Annotated in this window: 17 protein-coding genes; 5 read left to right on the top strand and 12 right to left on the bottom strand. The window is 43.5% G+C overall.

Going from position 1 to position 17760, the window contains the following annotated elements:
• Together QT974_RS14310 and QT974_RS14305 are read left to right on the top strand one after the other, a co-directional pair.
• On the top strand, nt 1-516 hold a 516-nt coding region (locus QT974_RS14310), incomplete at its 5' end, for a TerD family protein (protein ID WP_333469135.1).
• A gap of 225 nt (nt 517-741) precedes the next feature.
• Nucleotides 742-2715: a TerD family protein gene (locus QT974_RS14305; RefSeq protein WP_333469134.1), complete on the top strand. Its 1974-nt coding sequence runs from the start codon at nt 742-744 to the stop codon at nt 2713-2715.
• A 12-nt stretch (nt 2716-2727) separates the two neighbouring features.
• Here the strand turns inward: QT974_RS14305 and hpsP are convergent, their stop codons facing one another.
• Complete coding sequence (gene hpsP, locus QT974_RS14300; RefSeq protein WP_333469133.1) at nt 2728-3996, bottom strand: hormogonium polysaccharide biosynthesis glycosyltransferase HpsP; 1269 nt, start codon at nt 3994-3996, stop codon at nt 2728-2730.
• A gap of 99 nt (nt 3997-4095) precedes the next feature.
• Between hpsP and QT974_RS14295 the strand changes: the two genes are divergently transcribed.
• The gene (locus QT974_RS14295) at nt 4096-5385 is read left to right on the top strand and encodes an AAA family ATPase (protein WP_333469132.1); all 1290 of its coding nucleotides are present in this window, start codon (nt 4096-4098) and stop codon (nt 5383-5385) included.
• Nucleotides 5378-6007: an RloB family protein gene (locus QT974_RS14290; RefSeq protein ID WP_333469131.1), complete on the top strand. Its 630-nt coding sequence runs from the start codon at nt 5378-5380 to the stop codon at nt 6005-6007. Before QT974_RS14295 ends, QT974_RS14290 begins: the two co-directional genes overlap by 8 nt.
• Before the next feature lie 27 nt (nt 6008-6034).
• Here QT974_RS14290 and QT974_RS14285 read toward each other — a convergent pair whose 3' ends face one another.
• From QT974_RS14285 to QT974_RS14235, 11 genes are all read right to left on the bottom strand, one after another.
• Nucleotides 6035-6214 carry a hypothetical protein gene (locus QT974_RS14285; protein WP_333469130.1) on the bottom strand — a complete coding sequence of 60 codons (180 nt, stop codon included), beginning with the start codon at nt 6212-6214 and terminating at the stop codon, nt 6035-6037.
• Nucleotides 6211-6558: a hypothetical protein gene (locus QT974_RS14280; protein WP_333469129.1), complete on the bottom strand. Its 348-nt coding sequence runs from the start codon at nt 6556-6558 to the stop codon at nt 6211-6213. The genes QT974_RS14285 and QT974_RS14280 overlap by 4 nt, the downstream gene beginning before the upstream one ends.
• A 43-nt stretch (nt 6559-6601) precedes the next feature.
• Nucleotides 6602-7771 (bottom strand): hormogonium polysaccharide biosynthesis glycosyltransferase HpsO, encoded by a 1170-nt coding sequence (hpsO, locus tag QT974_RS14275; RefSeq protein ID WP_333469128.1) that lies wholly within the window; start codon nt 7769-7771, stop codon nt 6602-6604.
• Nucleotides 7772-7877: 106 nt separating this feature from the next.
• A complete protein-coding gene (gene hpsN / locus QT974_RS14270; RefSeq protein ID WP_333469127.1) occupies nt 7878-8852 on the bottom strand; it encodes a hormogonium polysaccharide biosynthesis glycosyltransferase HpsN in 975 nt (324 codons plus the stop codon).
• Nucleotides 8853-8870: 18 nt separating this feature from the next.
• Entirely contained in the window at nt 8871-10496 is a 1626-nt protein-coding gene (locus tag QT974_RS14265; protein ID WP_333469126.1) for a glycosyltransferase family 39 protein, read from the bottom strand.
• Nucleotides 10497-10881: 385 nt separating this feature from the next.
• Nucleotides 10882-12342, bottom strand: coding sequence for a phosphoglucosamine mutase (glmM, locus tag QT974_RS14260; protein WP_333469125.1), 1461 nt, complete (start codon nt 12340-12342; stop codon nt 10882-10884).
• Nucleotides 12343-12598: 256 nt separating this feature from the next.
• On the bottom strand, nt 12599-13141 hold the full coding sequence (gene rsmD / locus QT974_RS14255) for a 16S rRNA (guanine(966)-N(2))-methyltransferase RsmD (RefSeq protein WP_333469124.1): 543 nt from the start codon (nt 13139-13141) through the stop codon (nt 12599-12601).
• 432 nt (nt 13142-13573) lie between these two features.
• Nucleotides 13574-13717, bottom strand: coding sequence for a hypothetical protein (locus QT974_RS14250; RefSeq protein ID WP_293182630.1), 144 nt, complete (start codon nt 13715-13717; stop codon nt 13574-13576).
• Between the two features lie 233 nt (nt 13718-13950).
• Nucleotides 13951-14367, bottom strand: a complete 417-nt coding sequence (locus QT974_RS14245) for a hypothetical protein (RefSeq protein ID WP_333469123.1) — start codon at nt 14365-14367, stop codon at nt 13951-13953.
• 131 nt (nt 14368-14498) lie between these two features.
• Nucleotides 14499-15275: a CHAP domain-containing protein gene (locus QT974_RS14240; protein WP_333469122.1), complete on the bottom strand. Its 777-nt coding sequence runs from the start codon at nt 15273-15275 to the stop codon at nt 14499-14501.
• A 150-nt stretch (nt 15276-15425) separates the two neighbouring features.
• Complete coding sequence (locus QT974_RS14235) at nt 15426-15887, bottom strand: CHAP domain-containing protein (RefSeq protein ID WP_333469121.1); 462 nt, start codon at nt 15885-15887, stop codon at nt 15426-15428.
• Nucleotides 15888-16244: 357 nt separating this feature from the next.
• Between QT974_RS14235 and QT974_RS14230 the strand changes: the two genes are divergently transcribed.
• On the top strand, nt 16245-17567 hold the full coding sequence (locus QT974_RS14230; protein WP_333469120.1) for an NB-ARC domain-containing protein: 1323 nt from the start codon (nt 16245-16247) through the stop codon (nt 17565-17567).
• The last annotated feature ends 193 nt before the right edge of the window (nt 17568-17760 follow it).

Raw genomic sequence — 17760 nt, 5'->3', positions numbered from 1 at the left:
GCGCCGGATTTAAAAAAAATGGCGATCGCCCTCGGTTGGCAGGTGACAGAGGCAGGACAAAGCTACGATATAGATGTTTCTGCATTTATGCTAGGTTCTGATGGCAAATTACCTAACGATCAATATTTTATCTTTTACAATAATCTGCAATCCTGTGACGGTTCCGTACTGCAATCGATTCCTGAAAAAAACCCAGCTAAAGAAAATAAGACTATTTACGGCGTTATCTTAGAAAAAGTTAATCCTGAAATTGTCGAAATAACTTTTGTTGTCACTATTCACGAAGCAGATAAAATTAATGCAACTTTTAGCAATATCAGAAATTGTTTTATCAAAATTGTCAACTTGGATACGGGCATCGAACTTGTTCGGTATGAATTAACAGAGAATTTTACGCGAGAAACGGCTCTAGAATTTGGTCGTTTGTATAGAAAGAATGGAGAGTGGAGATTTCAGGCGGTAGGAACAGGATATCAAGCTGGATTAAAGAGTTTTGTTGACAAGTATTGTAGCTGAAATAGCAATAATTTAGAAACCGGGTTTTGTATAAAGACTGGTTTTTACTTACGTAATTCTATCTAAGTAAATCTCAATAAATACAGATACAGGCAGCACCTATTTTTAATCTAACCCGCTCTGCTCCGCCAAATATTAAATTTTATTAAAGATGAAATTTATTGTGCCATTTAATATTAATATGAGCGTTATAAAATTTTATGTTAGACAAATAAGCAGATGGCAATGCAATTAAGTAAGGGTGAGAGATTTAATCTCTCTAAAGCAGCGCCGGATTTAAAAAAAATGGCGATCGCCCTCGGTTGGCAGGTGACAGAGGCAGCACAAAGTTACGAGATTGATGTGTCTGCGTTTATGTTAGGTGCTGACGGCAAAACACCTAACGATAAATATTTGATCTTTTACAATAATCTGCAATCCTGTGATGGTTCGGTACTGCAATCGATTCCTGACCAAAACAACCGAGGTCAAGAGAACAAGACTATTTACGGCGTTATTTTAGATAAAATCAATCCTGAAATTGAGGAAATAACTTTTGCTGTCACTATTCATGAAGCACAGAAAATTAAGGGAAATTTTAGCAATATTAAAAATGCTTTTATCAAAATTTCTAATTTAGATACGGGCAGCGAACTTGTTCGGTATGAATTAACAGAGAATTTTTCCCAAGAGACTGCTGTAGAATTGGGTCGTTTGTATAAAAAGAATGGAGAGTGGAGATTTCAGGCGGTAGGACAAGGATATCATGCCCGATTGCAGAGTTTTGTTGACAAGTATTGCAGCGGAAATAGCAATAATATTGCTACGATTACTAACGAGTTGACAGCGGGAACAGCAGCAGATGATTTGCAGTTGCCGGCTTGGGAGTTGGACGTGGAGTTAGAACCGGAAGCGGAACAGTCTCGTCAGACTCGCAGGCTACAGCCATCACCAATTAACAATCAAGTTAATAATTCCCGAAGCCGCAAGATACCCGCAGCTTTATTAGCAGGTTTAGGGGTTTTGGTGTTGGGGACAGGTGCAGGTGCGATCGCCTTTATGCGATCAGCAAATGAAACGCTCCAGCAAGCAAAAATATTGGCAGTTGAAACGCAGAATGCAGCGCAAGCAACCGATGTCAATCTGCTCAGAAGTTTCGCTCAACGACTTAAAGATACGATCGCGAATTTAGACAAAATTCCTAACTTCCCCGGCTTTGGGTATCAACAGGCGAAAGCTGATTTGCTGACACTGCGCCCGATTTTGGTTCCTGTAGAACAAAATTTACAGGCGGCAGAAAGTCTAGAAAAAGCTCAAAAATTGGCGCTGGAAGCTGCTGTGCTCGTGCAAAAACCGCCTCATCCGATGGAAGTTTGGCATCAGTCGCAAAATAAATGGCAACAGGCGATCGCGCTTTTAGAAGCGATCGACTCAGGTACACCTGTTTACAATCTAGCTCAAAATAAGTTATCTAGTTACCGCGCCAATCGCGCTATTATCAGTCAAAGACTGGCGATCGCTCAAAAAGCTGCAAATTTCAGCAACCAAGGTTCTTTGAAAATTCAACAGGGAGATGTTGGGGGGGCGATGGCAAATTTCACTCAGGCTTTAGGGCTGAATCCCAACATCCCTCAAGCTTACCTCGGATTGGGAATTGCTACTGCCAAACAGGGAAACAAGCAGCAGGCAATTTACCATTACGATCGAGCGCTGCAATTCAATCCTAACTTGGCAGAAGCTTATTTCGGTCGCGGTCAAGCATACTATGAATTGGGAGACAAGCAAAAGGCGATCGGGAATTACGAACAAGCTATTCGCGTCAAGCCTGATTATGGTTTGGCTTATTTGGAACGAGGCGCTATTCGCTGTATGCTGGGAACTAAATCGCAAGCAGTAGCAGACTTTAACCAAGCAGGAGAACTTTTCTCAAAGCAGGGAGACGGAAATAATTACCAATTAGCAAAAAACTTTATTAATGACTGCCAAGAGCCGACTGCACAGGCTGTAATCTGCGATTATCGCAGGAATATCGACTCCTTGGGGCGACGCTGCGGTAGTTCTGTGAATGTTCCGATTATAGTTAGAAAAAAATCCGCTAGCAGTGCCTCAAGCTCTGATTCTACTGAGATTAAAAGCAATAGCAGCGATGCCCAAGTATCCGCGGAAGATTCCGATAGCAGCAGCACCAGAACTCGCCGCCGCAGAAGAAGTAAAAGGTAAATTTTAGTGGTGTTAGTTAATAGATGCCAAAATGTGCTGGTAAGCTTCGATGGTTTGTCGGGCGAGAGCCTCCCAATTATAGTGCTTTTCTGCATACTCTTTGCCATTCAATCCCCGCCGTTTGCGCTCTTCTGGATTGAGAAGTGCTGATTTGATAGAATTGGCGAGATCCCCTACCTCCAGAGGCACCACCCACCCAGCCTCCGCTTGCTGGATGTCATCGCAGATGTAAACGCGATCGGAAATAACCACAGGTACACCCGCAGCCATCGCTTCTGCTACAGCAATCCCGAAGTTTTCGTAATAAGAAGGCAACACAAATAAGTCAGCTTTTCTCAACATCTCAGCTTTTAAATCACCGCTAACAAAACCCGTTATTGTCGTAAATTCTTCTAAACTTGATTTTTTTATTTGGACTTTAATTTGGGTTTCATAATCGGCATCTTGGGGATTAGAACCTGCTAAAATAAAGTTAAATTTTAGATGGTCTGCTAAAATACTTTCCAGTGCCGGAATTAACAATTCTAATCCTTTTTTGCGTTCGATTCGCGACATAAATAATATGATTGGGATTTGAGGATTGGTCAATATATCAGGATAAGAATTAGCTACAGAAAAGTTTGTAGTAAGGACTTCAGTCCTTTCTCCCCCAGCCTTTGTTAAAAATGGGGAGACAGGAAAAGCGCGATCGAAATCAGCCGTCACCCCCAATGGAATCACCAAATCTCGTGGCACAGGCATCTTGCTTGTGCTGTGCAAACCAAACCTTTCTGAAATTTTAGCTTCTTGTTTGCTAGTAAAATGAATTGCTGCCGCACCTGCTAAATTAGGACGTTCTAAGATTGCCGCATAAACCTGTTTCAAGAACTGTTTTTTCTGCAAATCTGCGGGGTCAAGCATACCGCAGGGCCGGATAATATACGGTAACTTGTGCCCTCTGGCAATTGTCGCGGCGAAAGTAGTTACTGGCGAGAACAAAGCGTGAATGTGAGCGAGGTCAAATTGCCGCGCATTTTCATTCAACCACTGCAATAACGAGAGTGAAAATTTATATCTGCGAAACGGAGAACAGCGGAAATAAATAATCTCATAACCATTTTGTTTGATTGGTTGATTTAAGGGGACATCTAAGGGATCTTGACCGATATCTCCGTTAGAATCTGTGGTGATAATTGTAACATCAATACCTTGGGAAGCGAGGGCGGCAGAAAGTCCCAGTACCATTTGACTCGGGCCGCCGTAGACGAGCGAAATTGAGGGGATAATTTGCAGGATTCGCATGATTAGCAGTTGCGCTTAGTTCCGGTAGCTGGTTGTGTTATTATATAAAAAATTGTAAGATTTGCACTTTATACTAATTTAGGCGATCGGAGGCAAGTTATGCTGATTGGATTCAGCGTAGGTAACTACAAATCATTTAAAGAAACTGTCACCCTCAGCATGGTAGCTTCGTCAATTACGGAGGACGATCGAGAGCTTGACGAAAATAATGTATTTGAAATCAATCATAGATTAAAATTGCTAAAAAGTGCTGCTATTTATGGAGCAAATGCCAGCGGCAAAAGCAATCTTGTTGCTGCTGTTAACTTTATGAAGTGGTTTGTCCTCAACTCATCCAAAGAAACGCAAGTTTCAGAGGCGATCGATATTGAAGCATTCAGGCTAAGCACAGAGACAGAAAAAGAGCCATCCTTCTTTGAAATAGTTTTCTTGCTAGAAGGCAAAAATTTTAGATATGGTTTTGAGATTAATTCTGAACAGGTTGTTGCTGAGTGGTTGTTTCAAAGTGATAAAGATTCAGAAATAATGCTTTTTGAACGGGATTTTGACAGCTTTATATTAGATGATTTCCCGGAAGGGCAAGGTGTTAGCGATAAAACTAGAAATAATGCTTTATTTCTTTCTGTTGTCGCACAATTTAATGGTAAACTTTCTGGCAAAATATTGCTGTGGTTCAGTAAAACTTTGCAATTGATATCAGGCTTGCAAGATAGGCAATACCGCAAGGAAACTTTAGAGTCTTTTGAGAACGATCGCCACAGGCATGATATTATTGAATTTATCAAAAAATTAGACTTGGGTATTGCTGATATCCAAATCATAAATCAACCTGTATTTCTTAGTTCCAATAATAAGGCATTATATGCTAAATCCTACGGCGGTAGTTTATATCTTGATTCTGAAAGCAAACCAACCGTGAAAACAGTTCATCGGAAATATGATGCTGACGAGAAGCAGACTGCTATAGAAATATTCGATATTGAAAAGCATGAATCTGAGGGTACAAACAAATTGTTTGCATTAGCAGGGCTGCTTCTCGATACTTTGAGGACAGGAAAGATTTTATTCATAGATGAACTTGATGCCCGACTTCATCCGTTGATTACTCGTGAATTAATCTGCTTATTCAATTCTAACGAGACTAATCCCCACAACGCACAGCTTATATTCACGACACACGACACAAATCTGCTCAGCAGCAAGGCTTTTCGCCGAGATCAAATATGGTTTACTGAGAAAGACAATAAGGGCGCTACTGATTTGTACTCTTTAGTAGAGTATAAAGTAGGAAAAGATGCCTCATTTGAGCGCGATTACATCATCGGTAAGTATGGCGCTATCCCTTTTGTGGGTAATTTCAAAGAACTTCTAGGTAAACTTTATGACTAAAAAAACTTCGTCTCGAAGAACTATTGATTATTATAACAGAAAAGTTAAAAATAGAAAATGGTTTTTAATCGTTTGCGAAGGTGAAAAAACAGAACCCAACTATTTTAGAAGTTTCCCGGTAGACAAAAATGTAATCAATCTTGATATCAAGGGAGAAGGGAAAAACACGAAGAGTTTAGTAGAAAAAGCTATTGAGTTAAAAAATGACTCAGAATACGACGAAAGCGATCGATTTTGGTGTGTCTTCGCTCGCGATATTAACGGTAAAAATTCTAACGACGCGCAAAATTTTAATGCAGCGATGACTCTTGCCAAAAATAACGGGATTAAAGTAGCTTACTCCAATGATGCTTTTGAACTTTGGTATTTACTACACTTCCATTTTTATAATACTGGAATTTCTCGCCAGGATTATCAAAATATGCTAACGAAGTTACTGGGACACAAGTATGAGAAAAACAGCGAGACAATTTATGAGCAACTGAAAAGCAAACAGCAGGATGCGATTAAACACGCAAAACGGCTTTTACAGGAATACGATCGCCCCAATCCTGAAACTGACAATCCTTCAACAACAGTACATTTGCTAGTCGAAGAACTTAACATTTTTACGCCTGATTGATGAGGCATTTTGGCAGTACATACATCTTTAATTATCTGCAAAAGGCTGCCCGCCTAGCTGTTCAGCTTCCTCTCTCTTTGTTGCTTTAACTTGGGTATTGTGAGATATTTTCTTGGAAAATTCATACATCTCGCTGGCTTTGGCTTCAGCCGCTTTCACGATTTCCAGGATTTCCAGGAGTAGGCTTTCATCTGGTAATTGTTTCACAGCAATACCTCTAATTTCTCAATTACTTTTTCTATCATCATTTTAGATTCTGGAGCCATATGTAGCAAGGCTGCTAAATAATCTCCTGCTTTTTGAACATCTTCATCTGGCACACCATCCAGCAATATATTGCTCACAATGTTCTCTGCTTGTAAGCGAGTACCTGCTACGCAGAATTGAAAATTACTGATGGCAGAAAAGTATTGCATCAGTATTTCATTTTCGGGAAAAAGAGACATGGATCTTCTCAGTGCAAAAAGTCCCTGCGTTGCTTGGCGATCGGTATCGTCTAGTACGCGGTAGAGTTCCTCAATCAAAGGTCGTATGTCGGAAGGAATAGACATTTACCGCAGTTTTTATTTAACACTTGCATTATACTCCTAAAATTTATAACAATTGTTTGTAAAAATCTAATAACTGCTCAGCTAAAGCTTGATTTGTATAATTGCTCATAGCTCTACGATAACCCCGATCGCCCAAATCAACAGCAAAATCCCGCGCTGACATCAATTGCTGCAAACAATCTCGCAAAACCCCTGCATTTCCCTCCGGGAAGACTAACCCCGCATCGCCGATAACGTGGGGAATTTCCCCGCAATCGGAACCGATAACCGGGATTTTACAAGCCATCGCTTCAATTAAAACATGACCAAATTGTTCTTTCCAGCCCGCGGTAGTCAAAGTTTTGAATTTATAGCTGGTTTGCGAGGGCAATACCAAACAGTTCATTAAGTTAATGTAAGGTGGAATTTTTTCATGGGAAACGCTTTCTCCCCAGATTATTCGATCGCTGATGCCCCATTCTCTACATTTTTGTTCCAGGTGCGGCTGCAATTTTCCTTGTCCTACTAACAACCACTTCCAAGAAAGTTGTTTCAATCCGGCTAAGGCTTCAGCTAAAGTTAGCAGTCCTTTTTCTTCGACAAATCGCCCTACAAATCCTACCACAAAATCTGTCGGTTCAATACCGAATTTTCGGGACAGCTCAAGATTTTTAGCAGCCGGAACAAACAATTTTTCATCTACTCCTAGTTGGGGCATTACTGCCATCGCACCTGTGTAGCCCCGCTGGTGCAAAATTTTAGAGCCATCTAAATTGCCGGCAATAATTCCGTCGGTATTCTGAAGATTGCAATTTTCTAATACAGAAATAGGCCATTTCAATTCATAGGATAGGTTCCACCAGGTAAATAATATATTTTTTGCTTGGAGTTTGAGTAATTTATTGAGTATAATTAATTGGCTGTAGGCTAGGGATTTTGAACCTTGTTCGACTTGGATAATCTGTGGCTTGAATTCCTGTAAAAGTCTAATTATATCTGTACCAAATGTTAGCAATCCTTGATTGTTTTGACTGAAGTTGGAGATGGGAACTACTTTGAATGAGTCTTCTTGATAAAATTCGGTTTCGATGATTTTATTTTGTACGCCTCCGGGTTTCCAGCGTCGCGGCACTACAATTGTTACTTCAATATCGGGTTCTAGGTTGGCTAATATTTTGAATTTTTCCCGATTTATGTCAACTATATAGGTGTGGCTGGCAACGAGGATTCTCATTTATTGGGAATGGGGAATGGGGCATTGGGAATGGGGAATGGGGAATGGGGCATTGGGAATGGGGCATTGGGCATCGGGCATCGGGCATTGCGAATTAATTCATAAATTATTTAGGGTTGATTTTGTCTTGATTTGTGTAAATTTGTCCGTCATTCCAGAGTGACTGAATTAATGTATTGAGGGCGCTAATCAAGCCGAGGATATAAAAATTAAGTCGAATAATGATTTTAATGGGCGATCGGCTTTTATGACAAGGCGGCTTCCCCAAAACGTGGCAGTCAAAGAGTTTGGCAAAAAATCGCAGGCATTGAAACACGGTTAAATTTTTCAATCCCATCAGGAAGTGGTTGTGATAAAATGTGATTTGATATTCGATCGATCGCGTGCTGACATCGTGACATCCGCCGCTTTCTTCCCCCAAGTGAACTAAACAAGCACTGGGATCGTACCAAATTTTCATGCCAGTCGATCGCAATCTCAAACAAAAATCCGACTCCTCCCGCACCGCACTCCCTACAAACCGCTCGTCAAACGTCAAACCCCACTCGGCAAAAACTGAGGAGCGAAACGACATATTGCAGCCTCTAGCCGAGAGTACCTGCTGCGGTTTGACTGTATGCACCAAATCGATAAAATACCAAGCAATGCCCGCATCCATCGCTTCTGGGGGCAAAAAGTCGATCGTCAAATCGCCTCCAGAATTACCCAGTTTCATTCTGTCAAAAACCCTACCCGCCACACATCCCACATCCGGTTTTGCTAAATAATTATCAGCATGAGCCGCCAAAAAACCATCCGGCAATTGTACATCATCGTCAAGAAATAAAATAATCTCTCCAACGGCGCGCCGCACTGCATAATTTCGAGCTCCCGGTAAACTCGCCCAATCTACCCGAAACCACCTAATTTTACTAGCAGTTGCCAATTCCTCTAAATAAACTTGAGTTTCCGATTCGTGGGTGCGAGTTTGATCGATTACCAGCACTTCAAAATTCGGGTAATTTTGCCGAATCGCATCAGCCAATGTCTCTCGCAGGGGTTGCTCGCGGTTGTAGGTGGGTATCACAACAGAAATCATCATTCGCAGTTGCCGCTTTCATTATTTCTCTAAACGCCAAAGCCAGACATTCCCCGGTGGGTAAATTGGTGTAATTTTATATTTTTGCACTTGTTCTAATTCAAATCGCAATAGCTCGGTGCTTCGGTAAAGAAATACATCGCTAAAACCCTCAGGGATTTTGACTTGCTCGGGTTTAACCGCCAGTAAAAGTTCTACTTCCGGCTTCAGCAGATAGCTGATCGATAGTATTTTTCCGGTGATATTGTTTCCTCCGTGACAGATTACTAAAGGTTTTTTTGCTTGATTCACAATCGCGGCTACTGCGGGATTGTATTTAGTGCTAGAAGGATATTTGTTCCACCAAAGTTGTGACTGCGAGCTGACGGCACAAGAAATTATTTCACTCGAAATTAGCGCGATTAAACCGAGCTGCCACAATTTTTGCTGTCGGGGAGTGGTGGCGCCTAAAATTTTAGCGGTGAACAGGTAGGCAACAGCTAGTTGGATTCCTAAAGTATAGGGAACCATGTAGCGATCGGCAACGCCTCTGACTGCTATCAATACTATCCCTGTAATTGCGATCGCTGTCAATACAAACAGCCAAACTCGTTGGGGAGTTGAGCGGCAGAGCGAGTATATTGAATGGGCGATTGCTAGCAGCAAGGGAGCTGCTACAATCAATCTGATAAACTCTGCTACAATCTCGGTGGAACTAAAATTAATAATTCCTCCCGCCCAATGGGTGTCTAGAAAACTTCGGCAGGTAATCAGAATCAAAGGTTTAAGCGCAGAGAGTAAAGACAGTGAAATGCGGGGCAAGCCTACTGTTGCCTCGATTTTTGGCGAGTTACAAACTAATACCAAAATCCAAGGAGCAAAAATAATTGTTGCTGTCGCTGAAGCTAGTAAATAAGCAATTAATATTTTGCTAAAACGCCAATTTTCAGTTATAATTACATAGATGCCGTGGGCTAATGCTACTAAAAAAAATAATAAGCTAGAATACAGTCCTAAAGTCAAGGCGATCGCGTAAATCAACCAAACTGCTTTGCTCAATTTAGCTCTAGCGGGAGATTTTTGTAGGGCGATCGCCCGCAGCAGAAGAGCATTCGACAGCAGGACGAGGACAGCAAACATCATGTACGGCCTTGCCTCTTGCGCGTACAAGACGTGAAAAGGAGACACAGCGGTGATTGTCACAGCCATCCATCCCGCAGGGGGAGAGCGAAATAATTCCCAGCACAGCCAGTAAATGCTGGGGAAAACTAACAAACTAATCCAAGCTGAAAGACTTCTGACAGCCGCGACTTGCGGGCCGAACAACTGCACCCAAAATCGGGCTAAAACAAAATATAGCGGCGGGAGTTGAGGTTCTTCTGTAGCTAAACCTTTAACAGTATCCCACCAATTTTTTTGGGAATTTATCTGCTGGTATTTGCGCTGCAAATATGCGACGCTAATTGTTGCACCTTGAAAATCTTGCTGCACCATTTCTGTCCACGTGTAACCGGAAATTCGCAGCGAGGTGATAGATTCGTCGAAGGAGTAGACCTTGCGATCGAGGTTTGTAAAGCGAAAAAATATCCCCGTTATTAATATGACGACAATTAAAATTTTTAACCAAGTTCGATGCACCCGCCCATTTTTAATTGATTTGCTGTTCATAAAATCAGAAATGGGGAAATCAAGAAAGAATAATTTAGTTGTTTAGTCTATAAGTAATAAGCATGAGAAAGTGGTTTCAATATTCACTATGTTTCTCTATAGGGAATTGGTGTCAACAATGCGGCTAAAATCCTTCATAAATGTCGCTTTTAGCAGAGTCTCGATCCCCCCGGCGCCCCCCTGGCGGGGGGGGACAAGAGTCCGATCGACAGTCCCCGCAACGATGCGAGGGATGCGAAGGGTATCTAGTAAGAGGCGATCGACGAGAGATACAAAGCATTTCAGACTTAAGTTAACACTTCCCTCTTCCTTCTTCCTTCTTCCTTCTTCCTTCTTCCTTCTTCCTTCTGTCAACTGTCAACTGTCAACTGTCAACTGTCAACTGTTAGATAGCGATATGTTGCTGAACGGCTAAGACTAAATTTTCAGTCCAAAAATTAGCTAAGTCGGCGCTGGCAGCTTCCACCATAACTCGGATCAGCGGTTCAGTGCCAGAAGCGCGAACTAAAATTCGTCCCTGTTCTCCCATTGCAGTTTTAGCACGATCGATCGCCTTTTGCATGGGTTCGCACTCGTGCCATCTTAAGCGTTTTTCGCGATCGTCCACCCGCACATTTCGCAGCAACTGCGGGTAAGTTTGGAAACTGTTGCTGACCAAATGTGCTAAAGATTCTCCCGACTCGCGCACTAGCGAAGCCATATGCAAAGCTGTCAGCAAACCGTCGCCACTGATACCGAAATGCGGACAAAGAATGTGTCCCGACTGTTCGCCGCCCAACATCGCACCGGTACGCTGCATTTCAGCGTGAACGTGTTGATCTCCCACGTTCGTTCTGGTTAATTTCCCTCCCAATTCTTCCCAGGCTCGCTCGAAGCCGAGGTTAGCCATTACAGTAGAAATAATTAAATTATCCGGTAACTGTTGGGTGTTGCGCAATTGCCGGCCCCACAGATAAAGAATGTAATCGCCGTCAATCGATCGACCTTTGTTGTCAACACCCAAAACTCGATCGGCATCGCCATCAAAAGCAAATCCCAAATCAGCATTTTGTTCCAAAACCGCCGCTTGCAAAATGTCGAGATGAGTAGAACCGCAGTTAACATTAATGCGAGATCCATCAGGAGAATTGTGCAAACAGATCGCATCCGCCCCCATTTGCTCGAACACCGCCGGCGCCAAACCAGCAGCAGCACCCCAAGCCAAATCCAAAACCACCCGCATTCCCCGCAAATTCAGCTCTTGCAGCGAATCTGAGAGAGAAGCAGCATAATCTTTAATCAACTCCGGGCGGTGGTAGTGGTGTCCCAAAGCCAAGCTAGCAACCGGAACCTTGGCCCCTCGAATGCCTGCTTCGATTTGTTCCTGTAACTGCTGCGACAGCTTTGACCCGTTGGGGCCGAAAAACTTAATCCCGTTATCTTCTGGGGGATTGTGGCTAGCCGAAATCATCACTCCGCCGACAGACTCCGACACACTCGCCAGATAAGCGACGCAGGGAGTCGGACACAATCCCAAATTCCACACTTCCAAACCGGCGGCTGTCAAACCTGCTGACAGTGCCATTGCCAGCATATCGCTAGAATTCCTGCTGTCTTGCCCCAAAATAACCGGGCCCTGGTTGGGGGCATTTTGGCGTAGAACTTGCCCAGCCCAGAAGCCAACTTGCAGCGCTAGGGGCGCAGTTAGCAATTCTCCAACTTTCCCGCGAATTCCGTCTGTACCGAAGAGTTTTGTATTTGGCAGGCAGAGGCTATTGCCCACCAAAATCGCATCGCGTTTGGCTGGCACTGCCGAGTTAGCAGCCGGAAATTCGCTACCACGATGGCGCGAAGGTGTCTGAACCATATTCACTCCTTTAGGAATATTCACACTCACACTTTGCAACTTATGTTACAACTGAAAGTCTTTATTTTCAGCTTAATGTTGATTTATTTCGCGGATCGATCGCCCAAGTTGCTTTGACAACCTATGCCGCCAGCTTAACTTCCTCGGAAAAATTTGTATTGTACCCAAGGGAAAAACTTTTATTTCCGTGCGCGCGCTGTGAAACCCGGTTTTTTTTCTACATCCAGAGTGACTCGGCCGCATCTGTTTGAGGCTGTCAGCAACTGCGCGTATAAAAAGTTAATGCTGTATTGCCGTATACTTTTTGGCGGCAAATTTCTAAGCCGGGAATCGGTAGGGTCGATCGCTCCGGGCTGTGTTCGATCGCGATTTCGCCATCAGGTGCTAACATTTCTTGACTGGCGATCGCGCTCAATACAGGTTCGTACAAGTCGCTGGCGTAGGGCGGATCGAAATAAATGCGATCGAACTGCTGCGGTGATAGTGAGGCTAATTTGGCGATCGCATTTCCCCGCAGAATTTGGAACGTTTGCCAAGAGTCTGCTACTTGCTCCCAATTTTCGCGGATAATTGCACAAGCTTTTGCCGACTGTTCGATACCCGTGACACTCAAAGCCCCGCGACACAAAGCCTCTGCACCCATCGAACCGCTACCGGTACAAATGTCAAGCCACCTGCAATCTGCGATCGACCCCTGCCAAATATTAAATAAAGCCTCTCTGACTCGCGCCAGTGTCGGGCGAGTTGCCAGTCCCGGCAGAGTTTTGATTTGACGGTTCCCATAGATTCTGATACTCATAAGAAGAAAGAAGTTCGGCAACGGATGTAACGGATGTAACGGATATAACGGATGTAAAAGATGGAATTCCGATGGAAGTCGGAAGAAGGAAGAAGGAATAAAGTATTTGTAGGGTGTGCCGCCATTAAAAATCCCTAAATTTAATGGACAATCTCATAGCGACGAACCTTACACTTCCGACCAGTGGAAACAAACTACCAACTCTGTTATTCGCACTAATGTTCATAAAAACTGGTAGATATCACTTTTGAAGCCTGAAGAAGCATGACCGCACATAAATAATAACTTATAATCTCATATTTACGGAGGTCATGCTTCGAGCCTACAAACACTGTTTTCCAGCTAAAATGCACATAAAAATATTATAATTTTACTATAAATAGAATTTGGAGCCGACCAAGCAGCTCCATTTTTTTTTGAGACTCGTATTATTTAAAACCCAGATTTGACAGTATTTTCTGCTTGGTTAGATTCAGGTACTGGTGTCTGGGCTTGTTTGACACACAATACAGCATTGCTGACCACGAGCGATACTAACACAACTTTAACTGGAAATGAAACAGGAGGAGTATTCATAAACTTATAATTGGTAATTAGTAATTAGTAATTGGTAATTGGTGCAGCGGATGAGTGCAAGCAAATATATCTGTAGGGGCGAAGCATGACCGTAGAAAATATGAGACGATAACTAATAACTTATATGCGGTCATGCTTCTTCAGGCTTCAAAAACCAGATGCACCCTTAGTAATTGGTAATTAATTCCGAAGTTTGGGCAACCACCGGGGATTGCCCTAGGGAATAACAACTATCAAAAGTTGTTGATAATCACCGGTTGGGTTTGCCGCGCCGGAGGAGATGCCGGTACAGGAGCAGGATAAGGTTGTGGATAAACCGGATAACCTGGTTGCGGATATCCAGGTGCAGGTGGATATGTTGGTTGTTGATAAATTGGCTGTTGATTGGGTTGTCCGGGATATTGAGGTGCAGAATTTCCCGGAAAAGTTTCAGGAGAACCAGCAGTTCCTTGGGGAAATTGCTGTTGATTTTCTGGGATATTTTGAGGATTAGATGGAATTCCCAAGATGCCTTCAACAGCGCGGCGGAGAATTGGTCTCAGGGGAATTGCTAAACTCATTTCGGCGGTGGAACCGATCGCCATTACAGACAGCGTTCCGACAATAGCTAGTTTTCCGAATCCTTTTTGCAGTTGGTGTTGAGCAATCATGGTTGGTCTTCCTTATCAAGTGATTTTAGATTTTGGATTTGAGATTTTAGATTGAATTCATAGATGAGTATGGGTATTCAACTAAAATCTAAAAGTTAAAGTGTTGGTGAATAGATAGATGCAGCCGAGAACTAAGGCATGGGGCGAGAATTGGGCGCGTTGCCGTTAACATAAGCACTAGGAACCCAGAAATTAGTCCCAGCAATTTTGTACCAGCGAGCATCAGGAGTTCCCACCTGCAAATCGTTGACAACTTCGCCGTAAGTCCAGCCGTCAAAGTTGAGATTTTGGCGGAAACCTACCATTTGATTGCTGCGATCGCCCAGCCTCGGACTGTTCCGCAAAGTAATACCGTTAGAAGACATTACCCAAGCTGGAAAATTCACTTGACGGAACCCGTTTTGCGGCTGCTGAACAGGCTGCTGCTGTCCGGGATTCGAGGTGTTTCCGCGCACCCAAAACGAGACATCGCGGCGGCCGTTAACAGACCCAAAGTTAATAACATTGACATTGTTGCAGTTGAATTCCCCGAACAAACCGCTGTTTCCTTGGTTGCTACCTCGAACGGCGATCGTCCCGTCGCCGTTAACTCTTTCTACTACTCCAATATGTCCGTGAACGGTTCTATCAGCTCCGGGGAATGAAGGCTGCATAACTACTACAGCACCGGGTTGAGGGCCAACTTGAGTAAAGCCGTTGCGCGCTAAAACCGAACCGTAATCTTTAGCACTCCAAACGTAGGGCTGTTGCAGTTGAAAGCGGCGATTAACGTAAATCGGGCACTCGCAACGATCTGCTGCTACGGCTGGTTTGGTGTTGGATAAACTCGCAGTTACGACTGTGCTGGTGGCGGCGAAAGCAGTTAACAAAGCTAGGGAAATTTTGGAGGAAGAAGTAAATAATTTCATAATTTATTCCTGTTTTTTGTTTGTGGTTGTTGGTGGCTGCTTGCTTAACTGTTGATACTTTCCCATAATCCAAAATTAATAGAAACGGAAGAAGCGGGAGTTAAGCAAGGAGTTAAGAATCTCGATAAATACCGAAACTTAGGGTTTATGTCATCGCACCCAAAACGAGACATCGCGGCGGCCGCTAACAGAAGTTCCAAACTGGGTAACGTTGACATTGTTGCAGTTGAATTCGCCGAACAAACCGCGATTTCCTTGGTTGCTACCTCGAACGGCGATCGTCCCGTTACCGTTAACTCTTTCTACTACTCCAATGTGTCCGTGAGTACGATCGGCACCGGGGAATGAAGACTGCATAACAACGACTGCACCGGGCCCTGGCCCAACTTGACGGAAGCCGTTACGTTGCAACACTGAACCGTAATCTTTGGCGCTCCAAACATAGGGAGGACGCAGTTGAAAGCGATTGTTTGCGTAATGTACGCACTGGCAAAATTGTGCTGCTACGGCTGGTTTGGTGTTGGAGAAACTCGCAGTTACGACTGTGCTGGCGGCGGCGAAAGCAGTTAACAAAGCTAGGGAAATTTTGGAGGAAGAAGTAAATAATTTCATGGTTGATTCCTTGTTTGTTTGCGGTTGTTTGCTTAACTGTTGATACTTTCGCAGAATCGCAAAAAGATTTCGCCCCGAGAAACGGGACTTAAACAAGGAGTTAAGAAAGAGTCAGAAATATTTTTGTCAAGCCTTTGCTCGGAAAGGGTTTCAGGCGTTATAAAATTTAAGGAGCGCAGTTTGTTAACTCCGGCTTCTCCTGAGTCGATCGCAAATTCCGACTTATTCCCGTGCACACCCCATATCTCGCCTGGTGTTCGATCGCCAAGAGCCGTCTCAAGCGGAGTGCGCGTGCTAACAGCGATCCCGATTTAAAATCTAAAATCTAAAATCTAAAATCTAAAATCTAAAATCCAAATGAATGTACCCAAAGCAAGGCGCGATCGCGGCAGAATACTTACAGACAAAGGATGGAAGAAAATCTGGGACGCTATTTATCTCAAATTCACCGATCGCCCCGGCTTGCAAAAAATCTCCGAGCTCACAGATCCTGGACTTAATCCGAATTCTCCGTCTTTCGTCTCCACGGATACGGTGTCTAATATATTGAACCGGCGAGCACCGGCTGACAAAGCCAAAATTGAGAGTTTGTTTGCCGCTTTTGGATTGCGACTCGAAGCTGACGATCGCACTTCCGGGGATATTTCCGGTAATCTCGCACCCGAGCCAACTTCTCAAACCCGGCAAAATTGCAGCGAATTGCCGGATATTTCGGGTTTTTGCGGGCGCCGCGAAGAATTGGGTTTGTTGAAAAACTGGATTTCGGGCGATCGCTGTCGGTTAGTTGCGATTTTCGGGATGGGCGGAATTGGTAAAACTGCACTTTGCGCGCAATTAGCCAAGCAAATTCAGAACGAGTTTGAATTTGTGATCTGGCGGAGTTTGTCGAATCAGCCACTTTGTCAAGATTTGGCGAGCGGGTTAATTCAATTTATCTGCGACTGTCAGGGCAAAAAATTGCCGGAAAACCTGGGCGACGGCGTTTCGAGGCCGATCGAGTATTTGCAAGCACACCGCTGTTTGATTGTGCTTGACGGCGTGGAAACGATCTTAGATACGGGGGGTTTGGCTGGCAAATATCGATCGGGCTACGAAGATTACGAAAGGCTGTTCAGAAAAATAGGAGAATCGAACCATCAAAGCTGTTTGTTGCTTAGCAGTTCGGAAAAATCCAGAGATATTGCTTTGTTGGAAGGTCAAACTCGCCCCGTCCGCTCTTATAAACTCACAGGTTTAGACAATATGGCTGCCCGGGAAATCCTGACAGAAAGAGGTTTAGTTAAAGAAAGAGAATGGGACGAATTGATTGAATGTTATGCCGCTCATCCTTTGGCGCTGAGGATTGTTTCAGCAATGATTTTAGAGTTATTTAATGGTAAAACTTCGGAATTTATCAGAGAAAACACGGTATTTTTAGGTCAAATAAACCATATTTTATCCCAGCAATTTCAGCGACTTTCGGTGTTAGAAAAAGATGTAATCAAGCAATTGGCTACTGCGGCAATGCCAATGGATCTAGCTCAATTGCGCGGCGGACTTTCTGAACCGGTTAAAACATCGAATTTGATGGAAGCGCTGGAATCTCTGGGATGGCGATCGCTAATTGAGAAAATCACAGTCAGCGGTAATGTGGCTTTCACTTTACAGCCGGTCGTGAGGAAATATGCGATCGAGCGATAGGTATTAGCTGGTACGATATGCTGCTAGCTCGTAATTTCAGGAGATTAGTAGACCTTTTGCAAAAATAGCTAGGACGGGCTCTGGGGCCCATCCCACAAAAACTTTTTTTTGGTGCATCAGGGCGCAAGCAAATATGTCTGTAGGGGCGAAGCATGACCTCCGTCAATATGAGATTATAACTAATAACTTATAT

Source organism: Microcoleus sp. BM001215392 (genome assembly GCF_036700185.1).
Classification (GTDB): Bacteria; Cyanobacteriota; Cyanobacteriia; order Cyanobacteriales; family Microcoleaceae; genus Microcoleus.
This window is presented reverse-complemented; position numbering and strand designations above follow the sequence as displayed.